The 17901-nt window shown below is 45.0% G+C and carries 4 protein-coding genes; all 4 read left to right on the top strand.

Features of this window, described 5'->3' with window-relative positions:
* The first annotated feature begins 219 nt into the window (after positions 1–219).
* From C9J12_RS22770 to pfaD, 4 genes are read left to right on the top strand one after another with little or no spacing between them, the layout of a single operon-like run.
* Complete coding sequence (locus C9J12_RS22770; protein WP_107244795.1) at positions 220–7935, top strand: type I polyketide synthase; 7716 nt, start codon at positions 220–222, stop codon at positions 7933–7935.
* Positions 7935–10055: a PfaB family protein gene (locus C9J12_RS22765; RefSeq protein ID WP_170111855.1), complete on the top strand. Its 2121-nt coding sequence runs from the start codon at positions 7935–7937 to the stop codon at positions 10053–10055. The genes C9J12_RS22770 and C9J12_RS22765 overlap by 1 nt, the downstream gene beginning before the upstream one ends.
* Positions 10052–15847, top strand: a complete 5796-nt coding sequence (locus tag C9J12_RS22760; protein ID WP_107244794.1) for a hotdog fold thioesterase — start codon at positions 10052–10054, stop codon at positions 15845–15847. Before C9J12_RS22765 ends, C9J12_RS22760 begins: the two co-directional genes overlap by 4 nt.
* 18 nt (positions 15848–15865) lie before the next feature.
* Positions 15866–17500 (top strand): eicosapentaenoate synthase subunit PfaD, encoded by a 1635-nt coding sequence (gene pfaD / locus C9J12_RS22755; protein ID WP_107244793.1) that lies wholly within the window; start codon positions 15866–15868, stop codon positions 17498–17500.
* The last annotated feature ends 401 nt before the right edge of the window (positions 17501–17901 follow it).

The following is a 17901-nucleotide window of genomic DNA, read 5'->3' as shown; positions in this document are numbered from 1 at the left end:
ACTGTGCATCGTCGAATGTCAAAAAAATGCAGTCATAAATATGCATAATCTTTCTACTCGTACATTCCGAAGCCATGACGCTTCCAATCAATTTTTAGCGCCTGTACTCACACATGCGTTATGTCATTTTTTCACTCTTATTTTTCAACAGTTGCCTAATCGCAACGCCCACACCGAATATATGACGCCCAGCTCTTGGGTGTTAAGCGGAGACTCATGATGAGCCAAACCCCGAAAACCACGTCTGAATCGCAGGAAGATACGCGACTCAATAAACGTCTTAAAGACATGCCAATTGCGATTGTTGGTATGGCGAGTATGTTTGCGAATTCCCGTTACTTGAATAAGTTCTGGGATCTTATCAGCGAGAAAATTGATGCTATTACAGATGTGCCTGAAACTCACTGGCGCCCAGAAGATTATTACGATGCAAACAAAAGCACACCGGATAAGTCTTACTGTAAGCGTGGCGGCTTTATGCCGGAAGTTGATTTCAACCCAATGGAATTCGGGCTTCCGCCTAACATTCTTGAACTAACTGACACGTCACAGCTACTTTCACTGATCGTAGCAAAAGAAGTATTGGCTGATGCTAATCTTCCTGAAACGTACGACCGCGACAAAATCGGTATTACCCTTGGTGTGGGTGGTGGTCAGAAGATCAGTCAAAGCCTTAACGCTCGTCTTCAATACCCTGTTCTCAAAAAAGTATTCAAAAACAGCGGTATCACTGACGAAGACAGTGAAATGTTGATTAAGAAATTCCAAGATCAATACATTCACTGGGAAGAAAACTCATTCCCAGGTTCTTTGGGTAACGTTATCTCCGGTCGTATTGCTAACCGTTTCGACCTTGGTGGCATGAACTGTGTCGTTGATGCTGCATGTGCGGGCTCTCTTGCTGCATTGCGTATGGCATTAAGCGAGCTTGTTGAAGGCCGCAGCGAAATGATGATCACAGGTGGTGTGTGTACCGATAACTCACCAACTATGTACATGAGCTTCTCTAAAACGCCTGCATTTACCACCAACGAAACAATTCAACCATTCGATATTGACTCGAAAGGTATGATGATTGGTGAAGGTATCGGCATGATTGCGCTTAAACGTCTTGAAGACGCAGAACGTGATGGCGACCGTATCTATTCAGTAATTAAAGGTGTTGGCGCCTCTTCAGACGGTAAGTTTAAGAGTATTTATGCGCCTCGCCCTGAAGGTCAGGCTAAAGCACTTAAACGAGCTTACGACGATGCTGGTTTTGCACCGCACACACTTGGTTTACTTGAAGCCCACGGCACAGGTACAGCAGCTGGTGATGTGGCAGAATTCAGTGGCCTAAATTCGGTATTCAGTGAAGGTAATGACGAGAAGCAACACATCGCATTAGGTTCAGTGAAATCTCAGATTGGTCACACTAAATCAACAGCAGGTACTGCTGGCCTAATCAAAGCGTCTTTAGCACTGCACCATAAAGTACTGCCGCCAACAATCAACGTAACAAGCCCTAACCCTAAACTGAATATTGAGGACTCACCTTTCTACCTCAATACACAGACGCGTCCATGGATGCAACGTGTTGATGGTACGCCACGTCGTGCTGGTATCAGTTCATTTGGTTTCGGTGGTACAAACTTCCACATTGTATTGGAAGAATACACACCAGAACATGCACGCGGTGACAAATACCGTCAGCGCCAAGTCGCACAAACGTTATTGTTTAGCGCAGCGTCTCGCGAAGCACTGATTGCTAGCTTAAAAGAAACGTCAGCAAATCTTGCAAACGATAGTGTGAATCTTGAAACACTGGCTGAAAGCCATGGTTTACGCAGCATCGAAGCATCACATGCACGTTTAGGTCTAGTTGTTAAAACAAGCGAAGAGCTAAACACTCAGCTTGCTCAAGCGATTTCAAACCTAGAAAGCCAAACTAAAACGCATTGGCAGCTTCCTAGTGGTACAAGCTACCGCGAATCAGCGCTTGTAAGCGGCAATGATTCAGCAAAAGTTGCGGCATTGTTTGCAGGTCAAGGTTCACAGTACCTCAACATGGGCCGTGAGCTAGCGTGTCACTACCCTGAAATGCGCCAACAGTTAGCGAAAGCCGATCAAGTATTTGGTCAGAGTAAGAAAACAGCACTGTCACAGATTCTGTTCCCTATTCCAATGTTCAATAAAGAAAGTACACAAGCACAAGAGGCTTTACTGACTAATACCGCTAATGCACAAAGTGCAATCGGTGTGATGTCGATGGGACAGTTTGAACTGCTAACGCAAGCGGGCTTTAAAGCCGACATGGTTGCAGGTCACAGCTTTGGTGAGTTAAGTGCCCTATGCGCTTCTGGTGTTATCTCTCAAGATGATTACTACCAACTTGCTTTTGCTCGCGGTAACGCAATGGCAGCAACACCAGCAAAAGGTGATAGCGGCACAATGTACGCTGTTATTCTTGACGCTGATAAGCTAGCAGACGTTGAAAAATGCATTAGTGCATTTGAAGGCGTAAGCATTGCTAATTACAACGCACCAACACAACTAGTTATTGCGGGCCCTACCGACAGTGCTCAACTTGCTGCAAAAGCACTAACAGAGCAAGGCTTCAAAGCGATTCCTCTTCCTGTTTCTGGCGCTTTCCACACGCCATTAGTTGCTCACGCACAAAAACCTTTTGCGACTGCAATTGATAAAGCAACGTTCAGCACCCCAGCATTGCCGTTGTATTCGAATGCAACCGGTGAACTGCATAAGAGCGATGGCAAGGTCATTAAGAAAGCGTTCAAGCAACATATGTTGCAATCTGTTCGTTTCAGCACACAGCTTGAAGCTATGTATGATGCTGGCGCACGTGTATTTGTCGAGTTCGGACCAAAGAACATTCTACAAAAGCTGGTTGAAAAGACGTTAACTAATAAAGCCGATGAGCTTTGCACGATCAGTATTAACCCGAACCCTAAGGGTGATAGTGATCAGCAATTACGCTTAGCTGCAGTTCAGCTCGCTGTTGTGGGTATCTCGCTAGATAATATCGACCCGTATCAAGCAGAGATTGCACCACCAGCAGCAACATCACCAATGAACATCAAACTAAACGCAGCGAATTACATCAGTCCAGCTACTCGTGCAAAAATGGCTAAGTCATTAACAACTGGCGAAGTAAGCACTAAAACTGAAATCGTTGAAAAAATCATTGAAAAAATTGTGGAAAAAGAAGTGATTAAAACGGAAATTCGCGAAGTACCTGTTGCTGCAGCGCCAACGCAGGCTGTAACTGTACAGTCAACAGCACAAGCAGCGCCACAGCCATCGGTAACAGCAGCTCCAGCTCAAGTTGTTACACAAGCAACGTCACAACTGCCAGTCGGTGATGCATCGTTGCATGCTTTCTTCAGTGCACAACAGCAGGCCGCTGAACTTCATCAACAGTTCTTAGCAATTCCTCAGCAATACGGTGATACGTTCACGGCATTGATGACAGAACAAGCTAAAATGGCAACGGCTGGTATTACAATTCCAGAAAGCCTACAACGTTCAATGGAGCTATTCCATCAGCACCAAGCTGAAACGTTAAAAGCACATGCCCACTACCTTGAGTTACAAGCAAACAGCAATAACTCTGCATTAGGTATGTTGACTTCACAAGCGCCTGCTCATCAGGTTCCGGTTTATCAGACGCCAGTTCAGCAAGTATCAGTGGCTCCTGCTGCACCAGTAGTTACGCCAATAGTTGCTACGCCAGTCGCGACACCTGCGCCGGTTAAGACTGTTGTTCAAACTCAACAATCAGCGCCTGTTGCTTCAGCGCCAATCGCGGCACCTGTTGCACAAACAGTTAAAGCAACACCAGTTGTTCAGGCAGTAGCACAAGCGGCTGTTCAAACTGCGAATCCAGAACAAGTTATGCTGGAAGTGGTTGCAGAGAAAACTGGCTACCCTACTGAGATGTTAGATCTTGATATGGATATGGAAGCAGACCTAGGTATCGACTCAATTAAACGTGTTGAAATTCTAGGTACAGTGCAAGACCAAATGCCAAATCTGCCAGAGCTAAGCCCTGAAGATTTAGCTGAGTGTCGTACGCTGCGCGAAATCGTGACTTACATGAACAGTAAAATGCCAGCAGCCTCTTCTGTTTCAGCAACGGTTGCTTCCGCTCCTTTAGCATCAAACGGCTTAGACGCAACACAAGTTCAAAGCACAATGCTTGAAGTGGTTGCAGATAAAACTGGTTACCCAACTGAAATGCTTGATCTAGAAATGGATATGGAAGCAGATTTGGGTATCGACTCTATTAAGCGTGTTGAAATTCTAGGTACGGTTCAAGAGCAGCTACCGACGCTTCCTGAGTTAAATCCTGAAGATTTGGCTGAATGCCGTACGCTAGGCGAAATCGTAAGCTACATGAACAGCAAGCTTCCTGCAGCTTCTGCTGTAGCAGCACCAGTTGCTTCTGCTTCTATCGCATCAGTATCAGTATCAAATGGCTTAGACGCAACGCAAGTTCAAAGCACAATGCTAGACGTTGTGGCTGATAAGACTGGCTACCCAACTGAAATGCTAGACCTTGCGATGGACATGGAAGCAGATTTGGGTATCGACTCTATCAAACGTGTTGAAATTCTAGGTACAGTGCAAGACCAACTACCGGGCTTACCAGAACTGAACCCTGAAGATTTAGCTGAGTGTCGTACGCTAGGCGAAATCGTTGATTACATGAACAGCAAATTACCTGCTGTCTCTGTACAAAATGTAGCGGTTCAAACAGCGGCACCTGCATCAAACGGTTTAGACGCAGCACAAGTTCAAGGCACAATGCTTGAAGTGGTTGCCGATAAAACTGGCTACCCAGCAGAAATGCTAGACCTTGCAATGGACATGGAAGCTGACCTTGGTATCGACTCTATCAAGCGTGTTGAAATTCTAGGTACTGTGCAAGATCAACTACCGGGTTTGCCTGAGCTTAACCCTGAAGATTTAGCTGAGTGTCGTACACTGGGCGAAATCGTTGACTACATGAACAGCAAACTACCTGCTGTCTCTACACAAAATGTAGCAGTACAAACAGCTGCGGTACAAAATGAAGCTGTAGCTACGGCTCCTGCATCAAACGGTTTAGACGCTGCACATGTTCAAAACACGATGATGAATGTGGTTGCCGATAAAACAGGTTACCCAGCAGAAATGCTAGACCTTGCAATGGACATGGAAGCTGACCTTGGTATCGACTCTATCAAGCGTGTTGAAATTCTAGGTACCGTGCAAGACCAACTACCGGGTTTGCCTGAACTTAACCCTGAAGATTTAGCTGAGTGTCGTACACTGGGCGAAATCGTTGCTTACATGCAAAGCAAGCTTTCTAACACTTCAGCAGTAGCAGCACCTTCTACGCCCGTTGTTGAAGTTATTGCAGAAACAAGCAATGTAGAGCTTCCTCCTCACAGCGAGGTGGCGCTAAAAAAGTTACCAGCGGTAGATAAATTAGTAGACTGTTTTTCCAAAGAAGCTTGTATCGTGATTACCGATGATGGTCACAATGCCGGTGTTCTAGCAGAAAAGTTAAGTGCAAACGGCCTTCAAGTTGCTGTTGTACGTAGTCCTCTATCTGCCGCGTCACCGTTAAATAGCGAAATCGCGAGCTACACATTAGCAAGCATTGATGACGCTAGTATCAAAACTGTCATTTCAGACATTGAGAGCAAGCAAAAAGCAATTGGTGGATTCATTCACTTACAACCTCTTGCAACCGATGCTAAAACAGATAAAGCAACTGCTGTAACATTGCATGCAACTGCAAAAGAAAGCATTTCTATGGCTTTCCTATTCGCGAAATTGCTTAAAACTCAGTTAAACGCAGCAACAAACCGCAGTGCCTTCTTTACGGTAAGCCGTATTGATGGTGGTTTCGGTTACTTGAATGCAGAACAGCTTATCAATGCAGAATTAAACCAAGCGGCATTATCTGGTTTAACGAAAACATTGAGCCACGAATGGTCAACAGTATTCTGTCGCGCACTGGATGTTGCACCAACGCTTGATGCTCGTCATCTTGCAGAAGCAGTAACAGCCGAATTATTCGATATCGATACTCACACTGTTGAAGTGGGTCTTGCTGATGCGAATAACGGTGAATCTGGTCGAGCAACACTGATTGCAACCGATGCTGGTAATGCTCTAACAAAAAACACCTCAGCCAAACTAGACAAGAACGATAAAGTGCTTGTGACTGGCGGTGCTAAAGGCGTTACGTTTGAATGTGCATTAACACTGGCTAAACAGTGTAAATCACACTTCATTCTTGCAGGCCGTAGTCAGCATATTACGGTAAACGAACTGCCAGAATGGGCACAAGGTAAACAAACCAACGAGCTAAAGCCGGCAGCCATTCGCCATATTCAAACGTCTGGTGATAAACCAACACCGAAGAAAGTAGACGCGTTACTCAAGCCTGTATTAAGCAGCCTTGAAATTAACACTGCTCTTTCTGCATTTGCTAACGTGGGTGCGAGTGCTGAATACATAAGCCTTGACGTATCAAACCGTGACTCTGTTGCTAAAACATTGTCTCAGTTCAATGATATTACGGGTCTGATTCATGGCGCAGGCGTACTCGCTGATAAGCATATTCAAGATAAGACACTTGATGAGTTAAACCTTGTTTATGGCACAAAAGTAGGCGGCCTTGAAGCTGTGCTTAACGCATTAAACAGCGACAAGCTAAAACTGGTTGCGATGTTCTCATCAGCTGCTGGCTTCTACGGCAACACTGGTCAAAGCGATTACGCGATGTCCAATGAAATCTTGAATAAAGCTGCATTACAGCTATCTGCACGTAACCCTGAAGCAAAAGTAATGAGCTTCAACTGGGGACCGTGGGACGGTGGCATGGTAAACGCAGCATTGAAGAAAATGTTTACTGACCGTGGTGTATACGTGATTCCTCTTCAAGCGGGTGCTGAACTATTTAGCTCTCAGCTGCTAAGTGAAACAGGTATTCAACTGCTTGTGGGTACAAGCATGCAAGGTTCAGACAACAAGGAAGCCGCTGTAAAAAAGCTTGATGCGGAGTCTATGCTAGTAGCAAAGAGTCCGCTGAATTCAAGCATTACTGTAACACGCGATCTTGACCCGAAAGCAATGCCTTTCATCAATGATCACTGCATTGCCGGTAACCCAGTGTTACCGACAGTGTGTGCCATTCAATGGATGCGTGAAGCAGCAGAGCAACTGTTAGGAGCGAACGTTACTGTTCGCGACTACAAACTGCTTAAAGGCGTGATCTTTGATACGAATGAAATACAAACGCTCACATTAACACTGACGCCAGACGAAAAAGCAACGGATCAAATCAAAGCATTGATCAGCTGCCAAGGTCGTCCTCAGTACAAAGCGATGCTGGTTGTAGAACCCGTATCCGTTGCACAAGCTAAAACTTTTACAGCAGATTCAAATGAACCCGTAACAACAGCTAAAGCCTTATACAGTAATGGCACCCTGTTCCATGGCCCAAGGCTGCAAGGCATTACAACGGTTGAACGTTTTGATGATGCTGGTTTGCTCGCACAGTGCCAGTTGCCAACAGTGGCAGATACAGACTGTGGCGCATTTGTTCCAACCCAACACCTTGGTGGTTGCCAGCCTTTCGCTGAAGACTGCTTATTACAAGCAATGTTGGTGTGGGCGCGCTTGAAGTACGGTGCTGCAAGTCTACCTTCTACCATTGGTGAATTTGTTTCTTATGAACCAATGCAAGCGGGTGATAAAGGTTGGTTAGAACTCGACGTAATTAAAAATACGACGCGTTCACTACAAGCTAACATCTCACTTTACCATCAAGATGGTCGTTTAAGTGCTGTTATGAAAAGCGCTAAAATAACGATCAGTAAAAGCCTAAATGAGGCATTTTTGGTGAAGTCTGAGCCAGAGAAGGAGCTTCTGTCATAGTGGCTGATTCTTCTAATAAAGCGATGCCATTGCGCATCGCTCTTTTAGCCCAAGCAGCAGATGCTGCTGGGCTTTCTGCCGATATTTTAGCGTCATTACCTGCAGTTCAACATATTGCGGTTAATGATGACTTCAATGCCGCGCTTCAAACTGCGATTCAAGCGGTAAACCAAGGTCAGTTAGTTCAACTTACCTCTCAGTGTAAGCCGAACGAACCACAACATTGTTTACTGATGCTTAGCGGTTTAGCTGCAGCTAAAAACAAAATCCACCCCCACGCGTACCTTGCAGGCTTTGCTGAAGGCTCTGTTAATAGCATAGAAATAGCCCTCACCCAGTCTCGTCGCCAAAAGGCCGATCTCAGTCATCAACAAACATCTGAAACATTAGCTGCCGATCAGCAGTTTCTCGCTTTCTTTAACATGGTTGATGATATTGCTCGCCGTACAGTCAATGCGACAGCTCATGCTGCAAACAATACGGCAAACAATAAAAACCATTACTGGTTTACTGAGCCCCATAAAGCACGCGTGGCAAGTTTAACGTTTAATGCCCATTCTGATTCAGAAAGTAGCTTGGTATTAACGCAAGCAACAGGGTTACAAAAAGCGCAATCATTACTGAACGCCTCTCGCTTATTCTTCGTCCTCTCAGGGCTGAATGAAACAGAATTATCAGTGCAATTAGAGCAGCTAAAGCAACGTTTAACAGGCTTCCCTGATAACTTGACTGCAAATGACAACGCCACGCTTATTTCTTTAATGGCGGAAAACTTAAAGCAATTTCAAGCTGATATTTCGTCTGCAATTTCCCTGACATCAGTAAACGCATCACTACCGACTATCGTGCTTCAAGGCGCTTCTGTTGCCGCTGTTTTGCAGGAAATATCTGCAATCAGTAATACTTTACCAAAAGTAATAGCAGAGAAAAGTCATTACAAAACACCAGCCGGTAGTTGTTTCTCGCCAGCACCCAATAGCAAAGGTGGCGTTACTTTTGTGTATCCAGGCGTTGGTACTGTATACCCTGGCATGTTCCGCGAATTTCATCAGTATTTCCCCGCACTTTTTGCACAACTAGAGCGCGAAGGAAACCTGAAAGAAATGCTACAAGCTGAAAAAACATACGGTGAAAATCCAGCCGAAATGACACTCGGTGAATTAGCGATTGCTGGTGTTGGTAGCAGCTATTTGTTAACTCAATTACTCTACGAAGAATTTGCCGTTAAGCCTGATTTTGCTTTAGGTTACTCTAAAGGTGAAGCATCGATGTGGGCGAGTTTAGGTGTGTGGAAAAATCCGCACGCATTAATCGAACTGACCCAAACGAGCCCAATATTCACAACTGCTATTTCAGGTAAACTAACTGCAGTACGTGAAGCATGGCAATTAACTGATGCAGAAGAAATTACGTGGAATAGCTTTGTTGTTCGCTGTGATTCGGCGTCCATTGAAGCATTATTGCCTGAGTTCCCACGCGCCTACCTTGCGATTATTCAAGGTGATACTTGTGTATTAGCAGGTTGTGAAGCGACGTGTCGTGCTTTACTCAAAAAGCTTGGTAAACGCGGTATTGCAGCGAATCGTGTAACCGCCATGCACACCACACCAGCGTTAAGTCAGCATTCACAAGTCACCGAGTTTTATACTCAGCCATTATGTGATCAGCTACCAACGAACATTAAGTTCATCAGCGCAGCTGGGCTGTTACCTCAAAATCAAAACGTGCCTGTGAATATCGATAGCCAAAGTATTGCTAATTCCATTGCTGATACCTTTTGCACAACACTCGATTTTACCGCTTTGATTCGCACCGCTCGTGAACAAGGCGCACGTTTATTTGTTGAAATTGGTGCCGACAGACAAACCAGTACGCTTATCGATAAGATAAACCGTACAGATAACGTAACAACTGAGAGTTGTACTGTCGCGGCGAATGCAAAAGGCGGCGAAGATATTGTTACTTTGCTTAAGTGCATCGCCCAGTTAATTACGCACCAAATACCGCTGTCACTTTCTCCCCTGCTTCAAGGGTTAGAAGAACAAGTGAATACACTGAAATTACGCAGTGCATCTTCAGCGAATACCACACCGAACACTACACAAGGAGAGCCAGTGTGAGTTCTCAACACAGTACTGCTTCCCAAAGCAAGAAAATTGCCATTGTCGGTTTAGCGAATCAATATCCTGATGCGGATACGCCAAAGGATTTCTGGCAAAACCTGCTCGCTAAAAAAGATTCTCGCACCACGTTGAGCCCTGAAAAATTAGGGGCTAACCCTGATGCTTATCAGGGTATACAAGGTGAATCAGATCGCTTTTATTGTGATAAAGGCGGCTACATTCAAAATTTCTCTTTTGATAGCAACGGATACCGTTTGCCAGCAGAGACATTTGAAGGTTTAGATGAAAGCTTTCTTTGGGCACTAGATACCAGCCGCAAAGCACTGGCTGATGCTGGCATTCCATTAGATGACGCCGTACTTGAACGTACGGGTGTTATTATGGGTGCCCTTTCGTTCCCGACTAAGCGTTCAAATGACTTATTCCTACCGATTTACCATTCGGTAGTAGAGAAAGCATTACAAGCCAAACTGGGAAATGAACACTTTTCATTAACCCCATCAAACGCAAATATTACTAGCCTTAACCCTGCGAACGGTTCTGCGGCGCACAATGCATCTAAGCTCGTTGCCGATGCGCTTGGTTTAGGCAGCGCACAGCTTAGCCTAGATGCTGCATGTGCAAGTTCAGTCTATTCACTAAAGTTAGCCTGTGATTACCTAAGTACAGGTAAAGCAGACATGATGTTAGCGGGCGCGGTTTCTGGTGCAGACCCATTCTTCATTAACATGGGTTTCTCTATCTTCCACGCTTACCCTGACCATGGTGTATCGGTTCCATTCGATACCAATAGTAAAGGGCTTTTTGCCGGTGAAGGCGCTGGTGTTTTAGTACTAAAACGCCTAGAAGATGCAGAGCGTGATGGCGATAATATTTATGCCGTTGTTAGCGGTATTGGCTTATCTAATGATGGTCGTGGCCAGTTCGTACTGAGCCCGAACAGCAAAGGACAAGTCCAAGCATTCGAACGTGCTTATGAAGCGACAAATTTATCACCAGAAAGTATTGAAGTCATTGAGTGCCATGCAACAGGTACACCTTTGGGTGACAAAGTTGAGATGACCTCAATGGAGCGCTTCTTTGCCGACAAACTAAACGGTTCTCAAGCGCCGCTTATTGGTTCTGCAAAATCGAATTTAGGCCACTTGTTAACGGCTGCGGGCATGCCCGGGATCATGAAAATGATCTTTGCAATGAAAGAAGGTGTGTTACCACCGAGCATTAACCTTTCAACGCCATTATCATCACCTGAAGGTTTGTTCGGTTCACACACTCTACCGACTCAAGTTCAAGCTTGGCCAGACAAAGCAGGTAATACTGAACGATGTGCTGGCGTGTCAGTATTTGGTTTTGGTGGCTGTAATGCCCACCTATTACTTGAAGCTCATTCAGCTAACTCGGCAGCAAATAGCTCAGCGACGAATAGCCTTGTAAAACCAGTAGCTTCTGCAGCATTGAAAGTAACAGGCCTCGCGTCACATTTCGGTTCATTAAAAACCATTAGTGCCCTACATAACGCCATTACAACGAATACTGATGCCTTTGTTGCCTTACCAAAAAAACGCTGGAAAGGCTTAGATCAACATCCAGAACTATTAAGCCAGTTTGGATTAGATACGATTCCACATGGCGCATACATTGATCAGTTTGAATTGGATTTCTTACGCTTTAAAGTGCCACCGAATGAAGATGACCGTCTAATTTCACAACAGCTTTTGTTGATGAAAGTTGCCGATGAAGCCATTCGCGATGCAAAGCTTGAAGTCGGTCAAAAAGTTGCTGTATTGGTTGCAATGGAAACGGAACTCGAAATGCACCAGTTCCGTGGACGTGTAAATTTACATACCCAACTTGCTGACAGCCTAGAAAACATGGGTGTTCAGCTTACAGATAGTGAATACCAAGCGCTTGAAGCCATTGCGATGGATAGTGTTCTGGATGCTGCAAAGCTAAACCAGTACACCAGTTTCATTGGGAACATAATGGCGTCGCGTATTGCCTCATTGTGGGACTTTAATGGTCCAGCCTTCACTATTTCAGCCGCTGAACAATCTGTTGCGCGTTGTATTGATGTTGCACAAAACCTCATGTCGCAAGAATCATTAGATGCAGTGGTTATTGCTGCCGTTGATTTAAGTGGTAGCGTTGAACAAATCATCCTTAAAAACAGCGTTACACCTGTTGCATTACATGCGCAAGATAGCGGCTGGAATGTAGGTGAAGGTGCAGGAGCTATCGTTCTTGTCGATACGGATAACGCATCAACGAAAAACAGCTACGGCGAAATCACCGCGTTGGATTTTGGTTCTGTCGCTCAAAGCAATATCATTAGCGATCGCCTGCTAACTACTGCGGGTATTGCAGCAAACAACGTTAACCTATTGGAGCTAAACCAAGCACCAGAAAGTGTTGATGCTGTGCAGTTCCCACTGCCATCTGCTACACACATTCAGGCTAATCAACGTTTAGGTCATTGTTACGCGGCATCAGGTATGGCAAGTATTCTTCATGGCTTGCTAAGCCTAAATGCTACGGTAACGGCTGCGGTAACTAAAGCGGCTATCGTGGCTAACGTCAGCGAAAACCAGTGTTCTCAACTGTTGTTAACCCAAACCAATGCCGAAACTCAGTCGTTAACAACACGACTAAGTAGCGAGTTGGCTAACGACTCAAAACGTCAATTAATTAAGCAAGTTACCCTTGGTGGACGCGATATTTACCAACATATCGTGACAGCCGAACTTTCTGACATTCAACACATTCAGCAGAAAGTCGCGAATACGGAGCCGAAGATTAAACAGCCTCGCATTCAAGCTATTGCTAAACCCGTTGCTCAACCACAAAGCATCGTACAGCCAGCAGCAATTCCATCAGTATCCCCGATTCTGACAACACCTCGTCAGACGCCGATTACAGGTATTCAAAGCAATATGACCAATGTCCTATCCGCTAAAAATAAGCATGATTTAACTGCATTCCAAAGTTCTGCGTTTGTTGAAAACCAACAACTCGCTCAACAAGTTCATCAAGCATTCCTTCAAAACCGTGAACAAGGTTTGAAGATGGCAGATGCCTTATTAAAGGCACAATTGAACGAAGTAACGGCTCAGATGAATGCCGCTACAGGTCAAGTATTTGATCACCAGTCCGCACCATCTCCAGCACTAACAGAAGCATCAACGGCAGTGCCAGTGAATGTGGCTGCAACGCCTGCGGTTGTTAACCCTATTCGCAAGCCTTGCATCTGGGATTACGAAGATTTAGTGGAATACGCTGAAGGCGATATCGCTAATGTGTTTGGTCCTGACTATGCAGTGATCGATAACTATTCTCGCCGTGTAAGACTACCAACCACAGATTACCTGTTGGTATCTCGAGTAACAAAGCTTGATGCAACCATGCTTGAGTACAAGCCAAGCACAATGACGACAGAATACGATATTCCTGTTGATGCACCGTATTTGGTTGATGGTCAAATCCCTTGGGCTGTTGCAGTAGAATCAGGTCAGTGTGACTTGATGCTAATAAGCTACTTAGGTATCGATTTTGAAAACAAAGGCGAGCGTGTATACCGTCTATTAGATTGTACGCTGACCTTCCTTGGTGACTTGCCTCGTGGTGGTGATACGCTACGTTACGATATCTCTATTAATAACTTTGCTCGTAATGGCGATACCTTGCTGTTCTTCTTCTCTTACGAATGTTTCGTCGGCGATAAGATGATCCTGAAAATGGATAACGGCTGTGCGGGTTTCTTCTCCGATGAAGAGCTGGCTGACGGTAAAGGTGTTATTCGCACTGAAGATGAAATCAAATCAAGAAACCTAGCGGTTAAGCAGCGTTTCAACCCGCTTCTGCATTGCCAGAAAACACAATTTGATTACCAGACACTGCATAACTTGTTAGACGCAAATATCGCTGGCTGTTTCGGTGAAAGTCATATTTCAGACCGTCATCAACCATCACTGTGTTTCAGCTCTGATAAGTTCATGATGATTGAACAAGTTAGCCATGTTGATCCACAAGGTGGTACATGGGGACTGGGTCTAATCGAAGGTCACAAGCAACTTGAAGCTGATCACTGGTACTTCCCTTGTCATTTTAAAGATGACTCAGTGATGGCTGGTTCATTAATGGCAGAAGGTTGTGGTCAGTTACTACAGTTCTTCATGATGTACTTGGGCATGCACACACAAGTGGAAAATGGTCGTTTCCAACCACTTGAAAATGCACCGCAGCAAGTACGTTGTCGTGGTCAGGTTCTACCTCAATCAGCAGTATTAACTTACCGCATGGAAGTGACCGAGATTGGTTTAAGCCCTCGCCCATATGCAAAAGCAAACATTGATATCTTGCTTGATGGCAAAGTTGTGGTTGATTTCCAAAACTTGGGCGTGATGATCAAAGAAGAATCAGAATGTACTCGCTACCTTGGTTCATCAGGCTATGTTACAGAAAGTACGCCAGCTCAAGCAGACGTTATTGCGCCTGTTGAAGCACCTATCAGCCAACAAGCATCAGCGAATGCGCCCTTAATGGCACAAGTACCTGACTTGAATACTGCGCCCAATAAAGGTGTTATCCCTCTTCAACATATTGAAGCACCTATCGTCCCTGATTACCAAAACCGTACACCTGACACAGTACCGTTCACGCCGTACCATATGTTTGAGTTCGCAACGGGTGATATTGAAAAGTGTTTCGGTCCTGATTTCTCTATCTATCGCGGAATGATCCCACCACGTACTCCGTGTGGCGATTTACAGCTAACAACTCGTGTTATCGAAGTTAACGGTACACGTGGCGATTTTAAAACGCCGTCATCATGTATTGCTGAATATGAAGTGCCAGAAAACGCATGGTACTTTGATGAAAACAGCCACAGCAGCTTGATGCCATATTCGATACTAATGGAAATTTCATTACAACCAAACGGTTTCATCTCTGGTTACATGGGTACAACACTTGGCTTCCCAGGCTTAGAGCTGTTCTTCCGTAACCTTGATGGTAGCGGCAAGATGCTGCGCAATGTCGACCTGCGTGGTAAAACTATCGTCAACGATTCGCGTCTACTGTCTACGGTAATGATGGGTACCAACATCGTTCAAAGCTTCAGCTTCGAGCTAAGTACCGACGGTGTACCTTTCTATGAAGGCACGGCAGTATTTGGTTACTTCAAAGGTGCAGCACTAAAAGATCAGCTTGGCCTAGATAACGGTCAAGTCACCTACCCATGGCATGTTGATAATAACCGTACGCCTGACGTAAGCATTAACTTACTGGATAAAGAAAGCCGTTACTTCAACGCGCCACTTTCAGCAACAGGTGAAGCACAACCGCACTACCAGTTAGCTGGCGGCCGTTTGAACTTCATCGATAAAGTCGATATTACCAGTGATGGTGGTAAAGCTGGCTTGGGTTACTTATATGCCGAGCGTACTATCGACCCAAGTGACTGGTTCTTCCAATTCCACTTCCACCAAGATCCTGTAATGCCTGGATCACTAGGTGTAGAAGCAATTATTGAACTGATGCAAACTTATGCCCTAAACAAAGATTTAGGCGCAGGTTTCCGTTCACCGAAGTTTGGTCAAATTCAATCTGAAGTGAAATGGAAATACCGTGGTCAAATTAACCCACTGAACAAGCAAATGTCATTAGATGTACACATCACAGCGATTAAAGATGAAGACGGTAAACGTATCATCGTGGGTGATGCCAACTTAAGTAAAGACGGTCTGCGTATTTACGAAGTGAAAGACATTGCAATCTGTATTGAAGAAGCCTGAAGTAAGGGTAAATAGAATATGACAACGCAAACTATGAATAATGAAAAGCTGTCGCCATGGCCGTGGCAGGTTGAAGAAAACGCGACCCACTTTGATAACGCTACAATGGCTAAAATTTTAAAAGATTTGAGCCTAGGTTGTTACGTCGTGAATCACCCTGAAAAAGGGGTTGGCATTAGCCAGCAGGCTGAAATCACATCTGGTGATAGCGCAAGTGCAAGCCATGTACACCCAGTAAGTGCTTTCGCACCAGCATTAGGCACCCAAAGCTTAGGCGACAATGATTTCCGTCGTGTACACGGTGTTAAATATGCTTACTACGCTGGTGCAATGGCTAACGGTATCTCTTCTGAAGAGTTAGTTATTGCATTAGGTCAGGCGGGCATTTTATGTTCGTTTGGTGCCGCAGGTCTGATTCCTTCTCGTGTAGAGCAGGCAATCAACCGTATTCAAGCAGCGCTGCCTAATGGCCCTTACGCGTTTAACTTGATCCACAGCCCAAGTGAACCCGCACTAGAGCGCGGTAGCGTTGAGCTGTTTTTAAAACACAAAGTGCGTACCGTTGAAGCGTCTGCATTCTTAGGCCTAACGCCACAAATCGTTCAGTACCGTGCAGCAGGCTTAAGCCGTGATGCACAAGGCGAGATCGTTATCGCAAACAAGGTGATTGCGAAAGTAAGCCGTACTGAAGTGGCGATTAAGTTCATGGAACCTGCACCCGCTAAGCTGCTTCAAGGTTTAGTTAATGAAGGGCGTATCACAGCTGAACAAATGGAATTAGCACTGCTTGTACCAATGGCTGATGATATTACAGCAGAAGCTGATTCTGGTGGCCATACCGATAACCGCCCTCTTGTTACGCTATTACCTACTATTTTAGCGTTAAAAGAAACGGTTCAAGCGAAGCACCAATTCAAAACACCCCTGCGTGTAGGTTCTGGTGGCGGTATCGGAACCCCAGATGCAGCACTCGCTGCCTTCAATATGGGCGCTGCTTATATTGTGACAGGGTCAATCAACCAAGCTTGTATTGAAGCAGGAGCAAGTGAACATACTCGTAAACTGCTTGCGACTACCGAGATGGCTGATGTTGCAATGGCTCCTGCAGCAGACATGTTCGAAATGGGTGTAAAACTACAAGTTGTGAAGCGCGGTACATTGTTCCCAATGCGTGCTAACAAACTGTACGAAATCTACACACGTTACGATTCAATTGAAGCGATTCCAGCAGACGAACGCCACAAGCTTGAAACTCAGGTTTTCCGTTCAACGCTAGATGCCATTTGGGAAGGAACCGTTGCTCACTTTAACGAACGTGATCCTAAGCAAATTGAACGTGCACAAGGCAACCCTAAGCGTAAGATGGCACTGATTTTCCGCTGGTATCTTGGTCTTTCAAGCCGTTGGTCAAATACCGGCGAAGCAGGCCGTGAGATGGATTACCAAATTTGGGCAGGTCCTGCTCTGGGTGCATTCAATGCATGGGCAAAAGGCAGTTACTTAGATAATTACCAAGACCGTCGTGCTGTTGATTTAACTAAGCACCTAATGCACGGTGCAGCTTATCTTGCACGCATTAACCTACTTGCAGCTCAAGGTATTAGATTACCTGCTGAGCTCGCACGTTGGAAGCCTGTTGAGAAAATGATTTAAAGCTAAATACTAGAAACTAGAAACTAGAAACGCTTATGAGCCCCTGTTGTTATGACTGGGGCTTTTTTATTTTTACGTTATTCCTGCCTCAACGACTATGAACTCCATACCAAGCGGCTTCAGGCTAAGACCACTGGTTTTACAAATATAACGGTTAGTTACACCCTTTCAACCTCTCTCCACCATTTTATTAGTTCTGTTTGCTACAGTCAGCAGACAATAGTTTGATCACACTGTCAGACAGGATTCACTGACACGTTAATGGATAGAAATGATTTAGCTTATTCCCTTTGACTAACAGTTTCACATAAGAAAAAGTAAGCCAAAGTTCAATTTGGCAAAGATCAAGACCTGACCCTAGCTCTCCTAACTATCTAGCTCAAAACTCGTTCATCCCTGTA

This window comes from Photobacterium frigidiphilum, from assembly GCF_003025615.1.
GTDB lineage: Bacteria > Pseudomonadota > Gammaproteobacteria > Enterobacterales > Vibrionaceae > Photobacterium > Photobacterium frigidiphilum.
This window is presented reverse-complemented; position numbering and strand designations above follow the sequence as displayed.